The organism is Variovorax sp. W1I1 (assembly GCF_030815625.1).
GTDB classification, from domain to species: domain Bacteria; phylum Pseudomonadota; class Gammaproteobacteria; order Burkholderiales; family Burkholderiaceae_C; genus Variovorax; species Variovorax paradoxus_C.
The window spans coordinates 5,958,786-5,977,022 of the sequence record NZ_JAUSWZ010000001.1; the positions used below are offsets into that span (position 1 = coordinate 5,958,786).

General features: G+C 64.8%; 13 protein-coding genes. 8 read left to right on the top strand and 5 right to left on the bottom strand.

What is annotated here, in order from left to right; translation table 11 throughout:
• Nucleotides 1–13: 13 nt before the first annotated feature.
• The 4 genes from secF to QFZ83_RS27750 all read right to left on the bottom strand — a co-directional run bounded on the left by secF (nt 14) and on the right by QFZ83_RS27750 (nt 7,182).
• Nucleotides 14–973 carry a protein translocase subunit SecF gene (gene secF, locus QFZ83_RS27735; protein WP_013544183.1) on the bottom strand — a complete coding sequence of 320 codons (960 nt, stop codon included), beginning with the start codon at nt 971–973 and terminating at the stop codon, nt 14–16.
• Between the two features lie 9 nt (nt 974–982).
• On the bottom strand, nt 983–2,875 hold the full coding sequence (gene secD, locus QFZ83_RS27740) for a protein translocase subunit SecD (protein WP_307511590.1): 1,893 nt from the start codon (nt 2,873–2,875) through the stop codon (nt 983–985).
• Nucleotides 2,876–2,954: 79 nt separating this feature from the next.
• Nucleotides 2,955–3,287 carry a preprotein translocase subunit YajC gene (gene yajC / locus QFZ83_RS27745; RefSeq protein WP_013544185.1) on the bottom strand — a complete coding sequence of 111 codons (333 nt, stop codon included), beginning with the start codon at nt 3,285–3,287 and terminating at the stop codon, nt 2,955–2,957.
• A gap of 286 nt (nt 3,288–3,573) precedes the next feature.
• A complete protein-coding gene (locus QFZ83_RS27750; RefSeq protein ID WP_307511592.1) occupies nt 3,574–7,182 on the bottom strand; it encodes an indolepyruvate ferredoxin oxidoreductase family protein in 3,609 nt (1,202 codons plus the stop codon).
• A gap of 181 nt (nt 7,183–7,363) precedes the next feature.
• Between QFZ83_RS27750 and QFZ83_RS27755 the strand changes: the two genes are divergently transcribed.
• The 4 genes from QFZ83_RS27755 to QFZ83_RS27770 all read left to right on the top strand — a co-directional run bounded on the left by QFZ83_RS27755 (nt 7,364) and on the right by QFZ83_RS27770 (nt 12,080).
• Nucleotides 7,364–7,840 carry an Lrp/AsnC family transcriptional regulator gene (locus QFZ83_RS27755; protein WP_042577412.1) on the top strand — a complete coding sequence of 159 codons (477 nt, stop codon included), beginning with the start codon at nt 7,364–7,366 and terminating at the stop codon, nt 7,838–7,840.
• A 166-nt stretch (nt 7,841–8,006) separates the two neighbouring features.
• Nucleotides 8,007–10,448: a hypothetical protein gene (locus tag QFZ83_RS27760; protein WP_307511594.1), complete on the top strand. Its 2,442-nt coding sequence runs from the start codon at nt 8,007–8,009 to the stop codon at nt 10,446–10,448.
• An 8-nt stretch (nt 10,449–10,456) separates the two neighbouring features.
• Nucleotides 10,457–11,179, top strand: coding sequence for a hypothetical protein (locus QFZ83_RS27765; RefSeq protein ID WP_307511596.1), 723 nt, complete (start codon nt 10,457–10,459; stop codon nt 11,177–11,179).
• Nucleotides 11,180–11,237: 58 nt separating this feature from the next.
• The gene (locus tag QFZ83_RS27770; RefSeq protein ID WP_307511598.1) at nt 11,238–12,080 is read left to right on the top strand and encodes a hypothetical protein; all 843 of its coding nucleotides are present in this window, start codon (nt 11,238–11,240) and stop codon (nt 12,078–12,080) included.
• A gap of 24 nt (nt 12,081–12,104) precedes the next feature.
• On the opposite strand, the gene QFZ83_RS27775 is transcribed toward QFZ83_RS27770, so the two are convergent.
• Nucleotides 12,105–13,790, bottom strand: a complete 1,686-nt coding sequence (locus QFZ83_RS27775) for a M28 family metallopeptidase (RefSeq protein ID WP_307511599.1) — start codon at nt 13,788–13,790, stop codon at nt 12,105–12,107.
• A gap of 195 nt (nt 13,791–13,985) precedes the next feature.
• Here QFZ83_RS27775 and QFZ83_RS27780 point away from each other — a divergent pair, with 195 nt between their 5' ends.
• From QFZ83_RS27780 to QFZ83_RS27795, 4 genes are all read left to right on the top strand, one after another.
• Complete coding sequence (locus QFZ83_RS27780) at nt 13,986–14,753, top strand: basic amino acid ABC transporter substrate-binding protein (protein ID WP_306881185.1); 768 nt, start codon at nt 13,986–13,988, stop codon at nt 14,751–14,753.
• Nucleotides 14,754–14,838: 85 nt separating this feature from the next.
• Nucleotides 14,839–15,609 (top strand): amino acid ABC transporter permease, encoded by a 771-nt coding sequence (locus QFZ83_RS27785; protein WP_307511601.1) that lies wholly within the window; start codon nt 14,839–14,841, stop codon nt 15,607–15,609.
• A gap of 31 nt (nt 15,610–15,640) precedes the next feature.
• A complete protein-coding gene (locus tag QFZ83_RS27790) occupies nt 15,641–17,266 on the top strand; it encodes an MFS transporter (RefSeq protein WP_307511602.1) in 1,626 nt (541 codons plus the stop codon).
• 146 nt (nt 17,267–17,412) lie between these two features.
• Nucleotides 17,413–18,234, top strand: coding sequence for a creatininase family protein (locus QFZ83_RS27795; protein WP_306881193.1), 822 nt, complete (start codon nt 17,413–17,415; stop codon nt 18,232–18,234).
• The last annotated feature ends 3 nt before the right edge of the window (nt 18,235–18,237 follow it).

An 18,237-nucleotide genomic window follows, 5' to 3' on the forward strand; every position in this document is an offset into this window, starting at 1 on the left:
CCTGAAGTATCCGTCAGACCACGGCGCCGGCGTTCGGGTCTTCTTCCGTCTCGCCTTCGCGCTTGGTCGGCGGGCCGCCGCCCTTGATCAGGTCTTCGCGCTTCACGCCCAGCCACATCGCGATGGCCGCTGCCACGAAGCAAGAGGAGTAGATGCCAAAGCAGATGCCGATGGTCAGTGCCAGGGCAAAGTAATGCAGCGTCGGGCCGCCGAAGAAGAACATCGACAGCACCACCAGCTGCGTGGAGCCGTGGGTGATGATCGTGCGGCTGATGGTCGAGGTGATCGCGCTGTCGATGACTTCAGCCGTCGTCATCTTGCGGTAGCGGCGGAAGTTCTCTCGCACCCGGTCGAAGATCACGACCGATTCGTTCACCGAGTAGCCCAGCACCGCCAGCACCGCCGCCAGCACCGCCAGCGAGAACTCCCACTGGAAGAAGGCGAAGAAGCCCAGGATGATCACCACGTCGTGCAGGTTGGCCAGAACGGTAGCCAGCGCAAACTTCCATTCGAAGCGAAACGCCAGGTAGATCATGATGCCCACGACCACCATGGCGAGCGCCTTCAGGCCGTTGCTGGTGAGCTCGTCGCCCACCTGCGGGCCGACGAATTCGTTGCTGCGCAGTTCCACCGTCGGCTCGATGGCCTTCAGGGCGCCCATCACCTGGTCGCTCTGCTGGGTCGAGGTCATGCCCTTGGCGACCGGCAGGCGGATCTGCACCGAGGTGCCGAAGCTCTGCACCTGCACCTCTTGATAGCCCAGCTTGGCGACGACTTCGCGCACCTTGCCGACGTCGGCCGATTGCTTGTAGGCCACTTCCATCACCGTGCCGCCGGTGAACTCCACCGACAGGTGCAGCCCGCGGTGGAACAGGAAGAACACGGCCAGCGCGAAGGTGACGAAGGAAACGATGTTCAGCACCAGCGCGTGGCGCATGAACGGGATGGTCTTGTGGATCCGGAAGAATTCCATGGCGGTCTCTTATTTGGTTTCGGCCACGACCGCGGCATCGGTGCCATCGGTCTTTGGACGCCATACCGTGCCGATCGACACGCTCTTGAGCTTCTTCTTCTGTCCGTACCAGAAGTTCACCAGACCGCGCGAGAAGAACACGGCCGAGAACATCGAGGTGACGATGCCGATGCAGTGCACCACCGCGAAGCCGCGCACCGGGCCCGAGCCGAAGGCCAGGAGCGCGATGCCTGCGATCAGCGTGGTCACGTTGGAGTCAAGAATGGTGCCCCAGGCGCGCTCGTAGCCCGCATGGATCGCCGCCTGCGGCGAGGCCCCGTTGCGCAACTCTTCCCGCACGCGCTCGTTGATCAGCACGTTGGAGTCGATGGCCACACCGATGGCGAGCGCCATGGCGGCAATGCCGGGCAGCGTGAGCGTGGCCTGCAGGATCGAGAGGATCGCCACCAGCAGCATCAGGTTGACCGCCAGCGCGATCGACGAGAACACGCCGAACAGCGCGTAGTAGATGCACATGAACACCATGATCGCGGCGAAGCCGTACATCACGCTGTCGAAGCCCTTCTTGATGTTCTCGGCGCCTTGCGTCGGGCCGATGGTGCGTTCCTGGATGATTTCCATCGGCGCGGCCAGCGAGCCGGCACGCAGCAGCAGCGCGAGGTCGTTCGCCTCACTCACGGTCATCGCGCCGGAGACCTGGAAGCGGTTGCCCAGCTCGCCGTTGATCGAGGGAGCGGTGAGCACTTCGCCCTTGCCCTTCTCGAAGATCAGCATGGCCATGCGCTTCTTGTAGTTCTCGATGCTGACCTGCCGCATGATGTTGCCGCCCTTCGAGTCCATCGTCAGGTCGACCTTGGGCTGGTTGGTCTGCTGCTCGAAGCCGGGCTGCGCGTCGGTGAGGTTCTCGCCGGTGACCAGCACCTGCTTCTTCACGATCACGGCGCGGCCGGAGCGGTCGAGGAATTTCTCGGAACCGAACGGCACCGGGCCCGTGCCTTGTTCGGCCGCGCGGCCTTCGGTGCTTTCGTCCACCAGGCGCATCTCGAGCGTGGCGGTGCGGCCGATGATGGTCTTGGCCTGGGCCGGGTCCTGCATGCCGGGCAGCTGCACGACGATGCGGTCGAGGCCCTGCTGCTGGATCACCGGTTCGGCCACGCCGAGTTCGTTGATCCGGTTGTGCAGCGTCGTTACGTTCTGCTTGAGCGCCGCGTCCTGGAAGCGGCGCGCGGCTTCGGGCTTGATGCTGGCCACGATGCGCGATTCGGTGCCCTGCTGGCTCTCGACGGTGCTGAGGTCGGGCATCTGGTCCTGCAGCATGCGCCGGGCGATCTCCAGGCTGGCGGCGTCGCGCAGGGTGATCTCCACGGTCTGGCCGTTGCGGTTCACCGCGCTGCCGCGCACCTTCTTGTCGCGCAGGCCCGCGCGGATGTCGCCGGCGAAGGACTCGGCCTTCTTGTCCAGCACGCCGCGCATGTCCACCTGCAGCAGGAAGTCGACCCCGCCGCGCAGATCGAGGCCCAGGTACATCGGGAAGGCGTGCAGCGCCGTCAGCCAATGGGGCGAGCGCGACACGAGGTTCAGCGCCACCACATAGGAGGCTTCGTCCGCGTTCGGCACCAGCGCCTGCTGCAGCGCATCGCGCGCCTTGATCTGGTCGTCCGTGGTGACGAAGCGCGCCCGCACGGCGGTCGGCTCCAGCGTCAGCAGGTCGGGGGTGAGACCGGCCGTCTTGAGCACCTCTTCGACCCTGGCTTGGGTCGAGGCATCGATCTTGACGGTGGACTTGGCCGCCGACACCTGCACCGCAGGCGACTCGCCGAAGAAATTGGGCAGGGCGTAGATGAGCCCCACGAGCAGCACGATCACGATGATCGTGTACTTCCAGACCGGGTAACGGTTCATGAGAAAGCGCTTTTCAAGAAACGGGACACGGCGTGAATTGGGGCCCTGCGCCGCAAAGCGCAAGGATCAGCTCACGCTTTTATTTGACGGCGCCCTTGGGCAGGACCTGAACCACGGCGCTGCGCTGGATCTTGATTTCGATGCCGTTGGCGATTTCCAGGCCGAGGTACTGGTCGCCCAGCGAGGTGATCTTGCCGAGCACGCCGCCGGCCGTTGCGACTTCGTCACCCTTGGCCAGGGCCTCGATCATGGCGCGGGCTTCCTTCTGGCGCTTCATTTGCGGGCGGATCATGACGAAATACAGCACCACGAACATCAGCACCAGCGGCAGCATGCTGCCGAGGGAGGACAACATGTCGCCGCCGCCGGCGGCTGCGGGCGCGGTCTGGGCGAAAGCAGAGGAAATGAACAAGAGAGTCTCCAGCAGAGGGAAGAGAAGAAAGCGAGAGGAGTGCGGGCCGGGCCTGCCATTCCATCTCTGAGCGGTTGCGGGAAAAACCGGCCGCAAATCAAAGCTCGGCGGGGCTTGGCCACCGCACAGCACCGGGCATTGTATTCGGGGCACGGCGCCCTTCCAGCGGCTTATCCGGCGCGGTGGGGAGGGCTTTCCGGGTATCCGGCCCGGCCGTTCTTTGCTACGTTTTGAATAGCAAAAAGCGCCCGGCGGGCGCTCTTTGAAGACGGGAACGACTGAAAGATCAGGCCGCCGCGCGCTGCCCCTGCGGGTTGCGCCACTTGGCCATCAGTTCGCTCCAGCGCGCACGGGCCGCCACGAGGTTGCGCTCCTTCACATGGCCGTAGCCGCGGATCTGCTCCGGCAGGCTCGCGATTTCCAACGCCACCGCGTGGTTGTCGGCACGCAGCGCGCCGATCACCTCTTCGATGCTCGCGCGGTACTCGGCGATCAGGGCGCGCTCGGTCTTGCGTTCTTCGGTGCGGCCGAAGATGTCGAGCGCCGTGCCGCGCAGGCCCTTCAACTTCGCGAGGAAGCGGAAGCCCGTGAGCATCCAGGGACCGAACTTCTGCTTCTGCAATTGGCCCTTGGCGTTCTTCTTGGCAATGATCGGCGGCGCGAGGTGATAGTTGAGCTTGTAGTCGCCTTCGAACATGCCTTCGACGCGGTCGAGGAACGTGCGATCGGTGTGCAGGCGCGCGACTTCGTACTCGTCCTTGTACGCCATCAGCTTGAACAGGTAGCGCGCCACCGTCTCGGTGAGGGCCGTCTTGCCCAGCGGCGATTCCGACTGCTGCACCTTGGCGACGAACTGCCTGTATTCCTCGGCGTAGGCGGCGTTCTGGTAGCCAGTCAGGAACTCGGCGCGGCGGGCCACCAGGCTCTCGACGGTCTCGCGCTTCTTGAACTCGATGACCTGGCCCGGGCGCACGCGCTTTTGCAGTTCCTCGGGGCGAACGGCTGCCTGGCGGCCCCATTCGAAGGCGGTCTTGTTGTTCTCGATGGCCACGGCGTTGAGCTCGATGGCGCGCATCAGCGACTCGTGCGCCAGCGGCAACCAGCCCTTTTGCCAGGCGTAGCCCAGGATCATCGGGTTGACGTAGATGCTGTCGCCCATCAGCGTGGTCGCGGCCGCGTCGGCGTCGAAGGTGCCGATGCCGTCGAAGCCCACGGCGCGCGCGATTTCGGCGGCACAGGCGTCTTCGGGGTTCTGCCAGTTGGCATTGCGCACGAAGGCGGCCGTCGGCGAACTGTGGCTGTTGAGCGCCACGTGCGTGCGCCCTTCGCGCATGCGCGCCATGGTTTCGCCGTTGACCGTGACCAGCGGATCGCAGGCCAGGATCAGGTCGGCCGCCGCGGTGCCGACGCGCGTGGTGCGGATGTCCTCCTGCGTGTCGCCGATGAGCACATGGCTCCAGGTGGCGCCGCCCTTTTGCGCAAGGCCCGCAGCATCCTGCGTGACGATGCCCTTGGCCTCGATGTGCGCTGCCATGCCGAGCAACTGGCCGATGGTGATGACGCCGGTGCCGCCGACACCCGCCACCACCACGCCCCAGACCTTGCCGCCCGCGAGCGACGGAATCACGGGCTCGGGCAAGAGGCCGAATTCGGCCGGCGTCGCGCCCTTGCTCTTGCTCTTCTTCTTGAGCTGGCCGCCCTCGACGGTGACGAAGCTCGGGCAGAAGCCCTTCAGGCAGCTCATGTCCTTGTTGCAGCTGCTCTGGTTGATGGTGCGCTTGCGGCCGAATTCGGTTTCCAGCGGCTCCACCGAAAGGCAGTTGCTCTGCACGCTGCAGTCGCCGCAACCTTCGCAGACCAGTTCGTTGATGACCACGCGCTTGGCCGGATCGACGGCCGTGCCCCGCTTGCGGCGGCGGCGCTTCTCGGTCGCGCAGGTCTGGTCGTAGATGATGGCCGTGGTGCCGGCCATCGCGCGGAACTCGCGCTGAATTTCATCGAGCAGGTCGCGGTGCTTCACCTGCACGTGGTCGCCCGGAATCGAGACGCCCTCGTACTTCTCGGGCTCGTCGGTGACGATCACGACCTTCTTGGCACCCTCGGCATGCAGGCTCTCGGCAATCTGCAGCACCGAGTGGCCTTCGGGCCGCTCGCCGACCTGCTGGCCGCCGGTCATCGCGACCGCGTCGTTGTAGAGGATCTTGTAGGTGATGTTCACGCCGGCCGCGATGCTCTGGCGAATCGCGAGCAGGCCGCTGTGGAAGTAGGTGCCGTCGCCCAGGTTCGCGAAGATGTGCTGGTCGGTCGTGAAGGGCTGCTGGCCCACCCATGGCACGCCCTCGCCGCCCATCTGCGTGAAGCCGATGGTGGAGCGGTCCATCCAGGTCGCCATGAAGTGGCAGCCGATGCCGCCCATCGCGCGCGAGCCTTCGGGCACCACGGTGCTGGTGTTGTGCGGGCAGCCCGAGCAGAACCACGGCTGGCGCGTGGCGTCGGCCACGCTGGTGGAGGCCTGCTGCACCACCATCGAACGCTCCTTGGCTTCGAGGATGGCGAGTTGCGCGTCGATGCGCGCCGTCATGTCGGCGCCGGCCGCGGCCAGGAGGCCCGTCTTCTTCAGGCGCAGCGCGATCGCCTTGGCGATCAGCGCGGGGTTCAGGTCGGCATTGGCGCGCAGGAGCGTGTGCGCGGTCGGGTTGGGCATCGACCATTCGCCGCCCGAGTAACCCTCGGCCGCGTGCACTTCGCCTTCGTCGAACTTGCCGACCACGTTGGGACGCACGTCGGGGCGCCAGTTGTAGAGCTCTTCCTTGAGCTGGTATTCGATGACCTGACGCTTCTCTTCGACGACCAGGATTTCTTGCAGGCCGGTGGCGAATTCGCGCGTGAGCTGCGCTTCCAGCGGCCACACCACGCCCACCTTGTGCAGGCGGATGCCGAGCTGGCGGCAGGCGGCGTCATCGAGCCCCAGGTCGAGCAGCGCCTGGCGCGTGTCGTTGAAAGCCTTGCCGCTGGCCATGATGCCGAACCGATCGTTCGGACCTTGAATGACGTTGTGGTTCAGCCGGTTGGCGCGGATGTAGGCGAGCGCTGCATACCACTTGTAGTGCATGAGCCGAGCTTCCTGCTCCAGCGCATGGTCGGGCCAGCGGATGTGCAGACCGCCGGGCGGCATTTCGAAATCGGTGGGAATGACGATCTCGACACGCTCGGGGTCGATCATGGCCGTGGCGCTCGACTCGACGATCTCCTGGATCGTCTTCATGCCCGACCACACGCCCGAAAAGCGGCTCATGGCGAAGGCGTGGATGCCCAGGTCCAGGATTTCCTGCACGCTCGTCGGAAAGAACACCGGCGTGCCGCAGGCCTTGAAGATGTGGTCGCTCTGGTGCGCGGCGGTGGAGCTCTTGGAGATGTGGTCGTCGCCCGCCACCGCGATCACGCCGCCGAATTCGGTGGTGCCCGCCATGTTGGCGTGCTTGAAGACGTCGGAGCAGCGGTCCACGCCCGGGCCCTTGCCGTACCAGATGCCGAAGACGCCGTCGAACTTGTTGGTGCCCGCGGGCGAGAAGCCCAGCTGCTGGGTGCCCCAGAGCGCGGTGGCCGCGAGCTCTTCGTTCACGCCCGGCTGGAAGACGATGTTCTGTTCCTTGAGGAACTTGCTGGCCTTCCACAGCGCCTGGTCGTAGCCGCCGAGCGGGGAGCCGCGGTAGCCGCTGATGAAGCCGGCGGTGTTCTTGCCGGCCTGCTTGTCGCGCAACTGTTGAAGCATGGGCAGCTTCACGAGGGCCTGGACGCCGCTCATGAAAGCGCGGCCGTAGTCGAGGGAGTATTTGTCGTCGAGCGTGACGGTTTCTAGCGCGCGGCGAATGTGCTCGGGCAGCGGGGCGTTCATGTTTGTCTGTCTCCGTATTGGCAGGGCCTTGTGGGCCTGGCTGGATTGGCTGTGGGTCTGTGCCCGGTAGGGCGCGAGCCCATGATCACGCAAAGTGTATGCCGGGGTCCGCGACAGGTGTTTGCGTTCTTTGCCCCGAAAAACGCGCTTCCAGAAAGAATCTTGCTTAACATCGGCATCCATGGAAAGCATTGACAAGTTCGACCTCGCAATCCTGCAAGAACTGCAGGCTGACGGACGCCTCACGAATGCCGAGCTTGCGCAGCGCGTCGGGCTCTCGGCGGCACCCTGCTGGCGGCGGGTGCGGGCGCTGGAGGAGGCGGGTTTCATCAAGGGCTACCGCGCCGAGATCGACCGCCACAAGATAGGGCTGGGCGTGCTCGCTTTCGTGCGCGTGGACACCGAGCGCGTCACCAACGAGGCCACCCGCAAGCTGGAAGACGCGATCCGCAAGATGCCCGAGGTGGTGGCCTGCCACTACATCAGCGGCACCGGCACCTTCGAGCTGCAGGTGGTGGCGCAGGACCTGAACGGTTTTTCGGCCTTCGCGCGGCAGCACTTGATGAACCTGCCGAACGTGAAGGACCTGCACACGAGTTTTTCGCTCGGTGAGGTGAAAGCGAGCAGTGCGCTGCCGCTGGGGCATCTGGCGAAGTAGCGGCGCAGCACGGGCCCGCTCGATCCAGCCAATGACTTTTGCCCGCTTCGCGCGGGTTTTGTGCGCGCCCCGCATGCAGGGGTGACCATTGTTGGCATTGCGAAATCGGTGAGCCGACAAGACTGTGGAGCCCCGGCCGGGACGAGCCCGGCCTTCCACCTTCTTCATGGTTCGCATGATCCTCAGCCCACCCTTTCTGCCTGCCCGCACGTCGCAATCCGAAACCGCCTGGCTCGACGCCGCCATGGCGCAGCCCACCTCCCGGCTCTCCAACACCAATGCCGCCGAAGGCTCCTTTCCCCTCAGCCTCCGGCTGGGCTGGCACAACGGTATCCATATCCAGGCACCGCAGGCCGCGGGCGCGTACCTGCCGGTGCGCGCCGTTGCCGACGGGACCGTCGTCTTCGTGCATCCGCCGACCGCGCCCAACAACGACGTCAACCACGCGCTCAACTACAACCCGTTCAACGGAGGCACGCCCAGTCCCGCGTGGACCAGCGACGGCTTCGTCGTCATCGCGCACAAGGGCGAGATCGGGGCGGCGGGCACGGTGGCGACCGAGTTCGTCTACTACAGCGCGTGCATGCACCTGGGGAGCCTCGCCAATCACCCCAGGACGCGCCAGCCGCTGAAGGCCGGGGACGTCGTCTTTCGCAAGGAAGCGCTGGGCACACCGGGACAGATCTACGGCCACGACGGGCAGATCCATTTCGAGATCTGCTGCGACGAGGCGAACCTCGAGAAGCTGACCACCCGCAAGCGGAACTGGGCCGATCCGCTGGCGCCCCAGCCACCGGCGGCCAACGGCCGCACCGACGCCGTTTTCGGAAGCCTCTATATCTATCTCCCCGCAGGCACGCCAACGCGCGCGAGCCAGCCGACCAGCCACCTGCGGTCGGCCGTCCACGCAGGCGGCGCGGCGAGCGCCGCCACCGACTTCTTCCTGCCCGACACCTTGCGCACCGCGCAGTGGGTGCAGATCACCTATGAGCACGGCAGCGCGATCCTCGCCAGCTACGACAGGCTGGGCGCGCCGATCGGCCAGCCCCGCAACGACAGCCGCTACGACTACATCACCGTCGCCACCATGCGCCCCGGCGCCTCGCAGAGCTTCGAGTACGACCTGTCCGCCGTTGCCAACGACCGGCACGGCGCGCTCGATGCCGCCACCCAAGCCTTGAGCAGCCCCAGCGGCTGGTACGAACTGCTGCGCTTCGGCCGCAACCTGGGACCCGACGCATTGCCCGCCAACGCCGCCCACTGGCGCAAGGTCGTCACGCCGGACGGCGGGCTCTGGGTCGATCTCAATGCGCCCGGCACCTTCAAGTTCAGCGACGCCGATTTCCTGGCGATCACGGGCTGGAACTGTTTCGACGACGACCCGACCCCGACCGACCAGCGTTGCGATTCACTGCGCATGAAAACGCTGATCCGCGATCCGGACAGGACCAATGAGGGGCGCATGGAACGGGCGCAGTTGGCGCGGCGATTGGGAGAACCCGAGGTGCGCAACAAGCTGCGCCGGACGATCTGCAAGTTTCCGAGCGAGTGGGACCAGAAGGATGTCGAGAAACGGTACGGCTGGCTGGAGACGGAGGACTTCAAGTCAACGGACGACGACGCGACGGGGGCGCAGAAATGGGAGCGGTTTGTGAAGCACGCGAAGGCGGTGACGTTTACGAATCTGCCGGACGCGTTCCTGAAAGCCGACTGGCGATTTCATCCCAGGGAATTCGTGGGGCATATGAGGCAATGCGGGTGGTTGAGCCGCAGTGAGATGGAGCAAATCTATGGAAACCACACCCGCCCCAAAGACAAACCTTCAATACTCCTTGCCATCGAAAAATACCAAACACCATTTAACCGAATGACGGAGAAATATCTGCTGAATACAAGAAAAAGATTGCCGCACATTCTCGGCCAGGGTGCAACAGAATCAGATTTTCTGAGGGTCATGCAGGAAACCGCCATGTCCGGCAGTGCCGTCAATGGAGAGGTGCACGGGGTTGTAGGCGCAATCAACTCACAATCCACCGTTGACGAAAGTCGATTTGGGCATTGGTGGGGATTGAATCCGAATGAGCGCGTCGATTGGTATAACTCGAAAAAATTCAGCAGCACAGGGGTTCTGATCGCAAGCTCCTACAACTGGCGAATGGGCAACCTGGGAGATCCAGATGCTCAAAAATTCCGTGGCAGAGGATTCAAGCAATTGACCGGCAGGGACAATTATGTTCAGTACTGGGTTTATCGAGGATGGCTGGCCGCCGCCAGCTTTGACGCGCATTGGTGGAGCGATCCGCAATACACCGCCAAGAATCCTTCCGGCATGCGCAAAATCCCGGGCGTCGTCGACAACCCTCAAGTCGTCGGAACGCTGCCTTATAACTGCATGGACGCTGGAGGCTGGTATATGACTTTCCAGCGCTCCGCCGTGATTCGAACGATGGATGGTGATATGGATTATCTGGCCGTCAGTCCTGGTGACCAAGCACAAGAAATGGGAATATCCAAGGCCGTTACCCGTGCCATCAATGGAGGAGAAAACGGGTGGGATCAACGCTTGGTGAATACCAGAGCCGCCAAGAAAATTCTTCTCGATCAATGAGGCTTGCGATGCTGAAGAAAATAATTCCAACCGTCCTGTTGCTCGTGGCATCTTCGATTTGCTTTTCGCAAGACATAGTCGCAATAAAAAAAGGAAATCGAACACTATCCCTCAAAAAAGGAACGCAATATCGCACTTGCTCCACCGAATTAGATTTTGAGAATTTTGACTATTCGGGTGATCGTCATTTTTTGCTCTTCAGGCATTTTGACGAGAAATTGAAGGTCACTCTTTTTCTAGGATTCAGCAATCTGTCAGAAGCCTATGATCAATGCAGCAAGAACATAAAAATCAAGATCATGCGAGAGTCGGCCGGCAAGAATATCCTGGACATCAATGAGGAAAATCGAATTTACTTGACCTATTTGCAGGACATGTATCGCGTTGGGGGCAACACACTGGGCGTTCGAACCTCCATTGCCGCCAAGCGACTGGATACTTCCAGAGAGATTATTTTTCCCTTTAGCATCAGAAAGCATGATTCCGAAAAAGCGGTAATGCGAAAAATTGATCGCATTGGAGGATTTTCCTTTTTCGATCCGACAAGCATTCCAAAAGAGTTTCGCTTTATATCGAAAAATGGAAAATACATTGCACCGCTTGGCACTTCATGCAACCTGGAAAAGTTCTACATGGGCATCTGGAATGTTGAAACAAGAAAGGAAATTTCCGCAAAAGAAATCGACGACCTGATCCGAAAAGGCGTTCGATGCGAGGACATGTTCGGTTGATGTCTTTCTGCGGTATGCGAGCATCCGCCCCATCACCGACACAAGAAGAGGGAGCCGCATGAATCTCGACCCCAGCCGCCGCGCACTGGACCATCTGCAGCAAGTCCGCCTGCTCACCGACGCCGAATACGCAGCCGCCACCAACGATCCCGAGTTGCCTAACGCCCTGTTTCGCACGCCAGCCGAAGCCCTCGCCTGGGTCGTCGCCCGCGAGATCGTTCCGCAGGCGCAACTCCCCGACCTGCCCACCCGCGCGGCCGGCACAGGCCAGGAGAACGAAGCCCAGGCCATCGTTTCCGAGGCCACCGACCTCATCAGCGGCGAGTTCCCTCTGCCGCCGTGGGCGCAGTTGCACATCCGCCTGCTGGACCGCCGCGTGCACGACGGCGTCAGCGCCACCGCGCTCGACCAGTTGCTGGCACTGCAATTGATCGACGCGGCGCAGCACTCGCACAGCCTCTCGATGCTGCCCACCCACGAGGAAGCCTGGGCCGCGCCCGATTCGCTGGCCGCCACGCTCGCCTGGACGGTGCTCCGGGCGGGCGCGCTGAGCGCGGATGACCTGAAGCCGCTGGCCGGCCGTACGGCGCATGACGAGATCGTTGCGGACGCCATGGCCCGCGTGGCCGGCGCGCGAACGGAGATGCGAGCGACGAAGACCACGACGACGTTCTCCGTCGATTCGATGGACTTCACCACCTCGTCGTCTTCGTCGACGTCTTCCTTGCCGTCCGTGCCGTTCGCGGTGCCGCCGTCTTCCACCTCGCAGACGCGGACGTTCACCTGGACATCGTCCTCGGCTTCAGAGTCCGCCCCGGGCGGTTGGAAGAACAAGTTGATCGGCGCCGTCGTGATCGCGCTGATCGCGCTGATCGCGCTCTACTTCCTCTTCGGCCGCTGAAGAGAAGAGGGCAAGCGCGCCCCATCAACGCCGCTCGGCGCGGCTCGCATCGCGCGTCGCGCGGAACTCCGATCCCTGCCCCCATTCCGGCCAGCGCTTGCTGTTCGCCAGTGTCTCGCCCACGCGATAGAGCAGCGGCAGGTCGTGCGCCATGCCGGTGAAGGACCAGTCGGCCTTCCATTCGTCGGCCGGCTGGTGGTAGCGCTCGGCGGTGTAGGCCTTGGCGGACGCTTCGCCGGCCGCGAGGCCGCCCTCGACCCAGTCGTTGCCCGAGGCGAACGAGAGCGCCGGCACGCCGCGCTTGGCAAAGGAGAAATGGTCGGAGCGGAAGAAGTAGCCGGCCTCGGGGTGCGGGTCCGGCGCGTAGGCGAGGCCGAGGCCCTTGGCCTGTTCGACCAGCAGGTCCTGCAGCTGCGACTCGGCGCTGCCCGAGGTACTGAAGTTGCGCGCCGGGCCTTCAGGGCTGAGCGCGTCCATGTTGATGACGGCCACGGTCTTCGCCAACGGGTAGAGCGGCTTGGCGCCGTAGAACTCGGAGCCCAGCAGGCCGCGCTCCTCGGCCGTCACGGCCAGGAAGACGACGGAGCGCTCGGGCTTCTTCGGCGCGCTGGCGAAGGCGCGGCCCATCTCGATGAGCGCGGCGAGGCCGGTGCCGTTGTCGACCGCGCCGTTGTAGATCCTGTCGCCCTTGGCATCGGGGGCGCCGACGCCCAGGTGGTCCCAGTGGGCGCTGTAGATCACGGTTTCGCCAGGGCGCTGGCGGCCCTCGACGCGGCCGACCACGTTCTTGGAAACGATCACCTGCCGGTCGATCGCGTACTCGGCCGTGAGGCTCGCATCCTTCAGCACCTGCGGCTGGAACTCGCGCGTCTGCGCGAGCTTCTTCTGCGCCTCGAAGTCCAGGCCCGCGCGGCGCAGCAGTTCGACCGCCACATCGCGCTGGATCCAGGCCTCCAGCTTCGGATGCACGGCGGCGGGCTGGTCGCGTTCGATGTCGAGCATGGTCGCGGTGTTGGAGTTCTTCACCGTGGCCCAGCCGTAGGCGGCGGGCGCGGTCTCGTGCACGATCAGCACGCCCAGGGCGCCGCGGCGCGCGGCCTCCTCGAACTTGTAGGTCCAGCGACCGTAGTAGGTCATGGCCTTGCCGCCGAAATCACCGCTGACGCCCTCTCCAGCTTCGAAGTCGGGGTCGTTCACCAGCACGACGGCGATCTTGCCCTTGAGGTCGACGCCCTTGTAGTCGTCCCAGCGCCGCTCGGGCGCGCTCACGCCGTAGCCCACGAAGACCAGCGGCGCCTGCTGGATCGAGACCGAAGTGGAGCCGTCCATCGCGGCGCGCACCGCGATCTGTTCGCCCTGCACCAGCGCATCGCGCTGCGTGCCGACCTGCAGCGTGAGCTTCGGGGCGCCGCGGAACTCGGTCTTCACGAGCGGCACCGACTGCGTCCAGCCGCGCTTGCCGCCTTCGAGGTCGCCGCCGGGCACGAGGCCCGCGGCCTTGAACTGGGCCACGAGGTAGTCGACCGTCTTCGCCTCCGCCGGCGTGGCGGGGGCGCGACCCTCGAAGTCGTCGCCGGAGATGGTCTTCACGATCTGCAACAGGCGCTGCGGGTCGAAGCGCGGCGCCGGGTCGGCGGCCAGCGCGCCTGTGGCGCTCCATGCAAGGCCAACGCCGCAAAGAAGACGAGAAAGGGCACGCCGCTGGATCATGCAAGGCTCCTGAATGGGGATGCCACGGATGCTAGTCAGCAAGCTGCCGCCGCCGAGGTATGTCCCCGGCCTCTCCCGGAGAACCTTAGTTGGCCTGCACAGCCAGACAAGCGAACCAAAGGGGCATCCGATAGCGCCAGCCTAAAATCCTCGCCCACCACCTGCCGCCTTCCGCGGATCGAAGAGGACCCTCGAATGAACCCCATCCGCCGCGCCCTGGCTTCCGGCCTTGTCGGCCTCGCAGCCGTCACGCTCGCCTTCGGTGCCCACGCGCAGAACCGCGAACTCACCGTCGCCTCCAGCGCCACCTACGCCCCCTTCGCCTTCGAGAACAAGGACAAGCAGATCGTCGGCTTCGACATCGACATCATCAACGCCATCGCCAAGCAGCAGGGCCTGAAGATCAAGGTCGTCAACACGCCGTTCACCGGCATCTTCGGCGCGCTGAACAACGGCGACGTCGACCTGGTGATCTCGGGCGTGACCATCAACGACAAGCGCAAGCAGAGCTACGACTTCACGCCGCCCTACTTCGCGGCCCGCCAGTTGATCGCGCTGCCGAAGAACAGCACGGTCGCCTCGCTGAAGGACCTGGCCGGCAAGAAGATCGCCGTGGTGAGCGCCTCCACCGCCGACGACATCGCCTCGCGCGAGTTCGGCAAGACCAGCCCCAACATCCGCCGCTTCGAGAGCACGCCGCTCATCATTTCGGAGCTGGCCGGCGGTGGCGTCGATGCGGCCATGGGCGACAACGGCGTCATCGCCTACCGCGTGGCGCAGCATGCCGACCTCAAGACGCTGGACGACAAGTCCTTCCCCGAAGAAGGCTTCGGCATCGTCGTGAAGAAGGGCGACAAGGCGCTGCTCGACAAGCTCAGCGCGGGCCTGGCGGCCATTCGCGCCGACGGCAGCTACGTCACCATCTACAAGAAGTGGTTCAACAAGGACCCGAACGTGCGCTGAGCCGCACGGCACCTGTGACCCGATCACGGCCGCCTTCGAAGCGGCCGTTTGTTTTTTCTGAGACGACGATGTGGAGGCGATGAATATGGAACAACCGATCCTTTTGTTTGGATGGTTCCGCTGGGACATCCTGGTCGAATACAAGGACCTGTTCTGGCAAGGCGCATGGATGACGCTGCGCATGACGGTGGTGTGCGTGCTGCTGGGTTCGAGCTGGGGCCTGTGCCTCGCGCTCGCTCGCCTCGCGCAGCCGCGCCACGCGCCGTGGACCTGGGTCGCGCGCTTCTTTTTGCGCTGGCCGGCGACGGTGTACGTGAGCTTCTTTCGCGGCACGCCGCTGTTCGTGCAGATCCTCTTGATCCACTTCGCGGTGATGCCGGTGTTCATCCATCCGACAAGCGGCATCCTCATCGACGGCGAACTCGCGCGCACGCTGAAGCAGGAGCACGGCGCGCTCATCTCGGGCGTGGTGGCGCTCACGCTCAACTCGGCGGCGTACATCTCGGAGGTGTTCCGCGCGGGCATCCAGTCGATCTCGCGCGGGCAGTTCGATGCGGGGCGCTCGATCGGTTTCTCGCCGGCGCAGGTGATGCGCTACGTGGTGCTGCCGCAGGCTTTCCGCCGCATGCTGCCGCCGCTGGGCAACAACGCGATCGCGCTGTTGAAAGACACGTCGCTGGTCTCCGCCATCGGCCTGGCCGAGCTGGCCTATGCGGCGCGCACCGTGGCCGGCGCGTATGCGCGCTACTGGGAGCCGTACCTCGCGATCTCGGTCATCTACTGGGTGATGACGCTGGTGCTGACCACGATGCTGCGCCGACTCGAACACCGCCTCGCACGCAGCGACCGGGGCTGACGCCAAAAAGCGCGCGCCACAATAGCGCCACATGCCACCCATAACGACCGAAGAGACACCCCTGCCGCCCACGCGGCCGCAACCCTCGAAGTTCGCGGCCCTCGAGCCCCTGAAGCTCCCCGTGTTCCGCATGCTGTGGAGCACCTGGCTCATTGCCAACATCTGTATGTGGATGAACGATGTGGCCGCGGCGTGGATGATGACCTCGCTGACCACCTCGCCGATCTGGGTCGCGCTGGTGCAGTCGGCCTCCACGCTGCCCGTCTTCCTGCTGGGCCTTCCGAGCGGTGCGCTCGCCGACATCCTGGATCGCCGGCGCTGGCTTGTGGCCACGCAGTTCTGGCTGGCCGGCACGGCCATCGTGCTGTGCGCGGCACTGGCGCTCGATTTGATGACCGCGCCGCTGCTGCTCGCGCTCACCTTCGCCAACGGCATCGGCCTCGCGCTGCGCTGGCCGGTGTTCTCGGCCATCGTGCCGGAGCTCGTCCCGCGCCCGCAGCTGCCGGCGGCGCTCGGCCTGAACGGCATCGCGATGAACGCCTCGCGCATCATCGGCCCGCTCACGGCCGGCATGCTGATCGCGAGCGCGGGGACCATCTGGGTGTTCGCGCTCAACGCGGTGCTGTCGGTGGCCTCGGGCTTCGTGGTGCTGCGCTGGCGGCGCGAGCACACGCCCAATCCGCTGGGGCGCGAAAAGCTCATCAGCGCGATGCGCGTGGGCGTGCAGTTCGTGCGGCAGTCGCAGCGCATGCGCGCGGTGTTGACGCGCATCTCGATCTTCTTTTTTCACTCGACGGCGCTGCTCGCACTGCTGCCGCTGCTGGCTCGCAACCTGAAGGGCGGCGATGCGGGCACCTTCACGCTGCTGCTGGCCGCAATGGGCTCGGGCGCGATCATCGCGGTGCTGTTCCTGCCGCGGCTGCGCCAGGCCTTGGGGCGCGACCAGCTGGTGCTGCGTGGCACGCTGCTGCAGTCGGGCGCCACGGCGGTGATGGCCTTCGCGCCCAACGCATGGGTCGCGGTGCCGGCGATGTTCTTCGGCGGCATGGCGTGGATCACGGTGGCCAATTCGCTCTCGGTGTCGGCGCAGCTCGCGCTGCCCGACTGGGTGCGGGCGCGCGGCATGTCGATGTACCAGATGGCGATCATGGGCGCGAGCGCGATCGGTGCGGCCATCTGGGGCCAGGTGGCGACCATGACGGCGCTGAACCTGAGCCTGGCGGTGGCCTCGGTGAGCGGCACGCTGCTGATGCTCATCGCCCTGCGCTTCGTGACCGACGTCACCGGTGAAGACGACACCAGCCCCGCCGAAGCCGGCTGGGCCGCGGGCCCGCCGGCCGAGGCGCCGCAGGAAGAAGGGCGCGTGGTGATCACGGTCGAGTACCTCATCGAGCCGGCGCGTGCCGCCGCCTTCCACATCGTCATGCAGCAGACGCGCCGCGCGCGCCTGAGCCAGGGCGCGATCGGCTGGGAGCTGCTGCACGACATCGCGCAGCCCAGCCGCTACGTGGAACAGATCGTCGACGAGTCGTGGACCGACCACCTGCGCCGCTTCAACCGCGCGACGGCCAGCGACATGGTGCTGCGGGAGCGCCGGCTGGCGTTCCACATCGGCGAAACCTCGCCGGTCGTCACGCGCTACATCGTGCGGCGATGAGAGTGCCTGAATTCATCCAGATCGTCTGATTTGGTGCTCGGGCAGATCACCTGCTCGATCAGGGTGGGTAAATGCTGAGCCACTTTTTTTGACCGATCGGATAATTTAGGTCATCATCGCGCCGTCGCGTCACGAGGTACACCCCGATGAATCCGCCCACACTGCGCAGCCGCTTCTGGTCCGACCTGACCAGCGAAGAGTTCTCCCGCCTCGACCGCGAACGGCTCATCGCCGTGCTGCCGGTGGGCGCCACCGAGCAGCACGGCCCGCACCTGCCGATGTCGACCGACACCGCCACCATCGACGGCATGGTGCGCGCCACGCTCCCGCACCTGCCCGACGACCTGCCGGTGCTGTTTCTGCCCACCGTGCCCTACGGCAAGAGCAACGAGCACTCGCGCTACCCGGGCACGCTCACCGTGTCGGCGAACACGCTGATCTCGCTCTGGAAGGACATCGGCGCCTGCGTCGCCAAGGCCGGCGTGCGCAAGCTCGTGCTCTACAACAGCCACGGCGGACAGATGAGCGTGATGGACATCGTGGCGCGCGACCTGCGCGAGGAACACGACATGATGGTCGTGGCCGCCAACTGGTACACGCTGGGCCTGCCCGAGGGCCTGTTCACCGCGCACGAGGGCAAGCACGGCATCCACGCGGGCGACCTCGAAAGCTCGGTGATGCTGCACCTCACGCCCGACTATGTGCGCAAGGACCAGTTCCAGAACTTCAGCTCGATGACCGAGCAACTGGCCGAAGAAAACAAGTTCCTGTCGATCACCCCCAGCGGCAAGCTCGGCTGGCAGATGCACGACATCAACCCCTCGGGCGCGGCCGGCGATGCCACGCGCGCCACGGCCGAGAAGGGCGCCGCAGTGCTCGACCATGTGGGCCGCCGCTTCGTCGAACTGCTGCACGAGGTGGACCGCTTCCCGCTCTCTCGCCTCGCCAACGAACCTGCCTGGCGCTAGGCT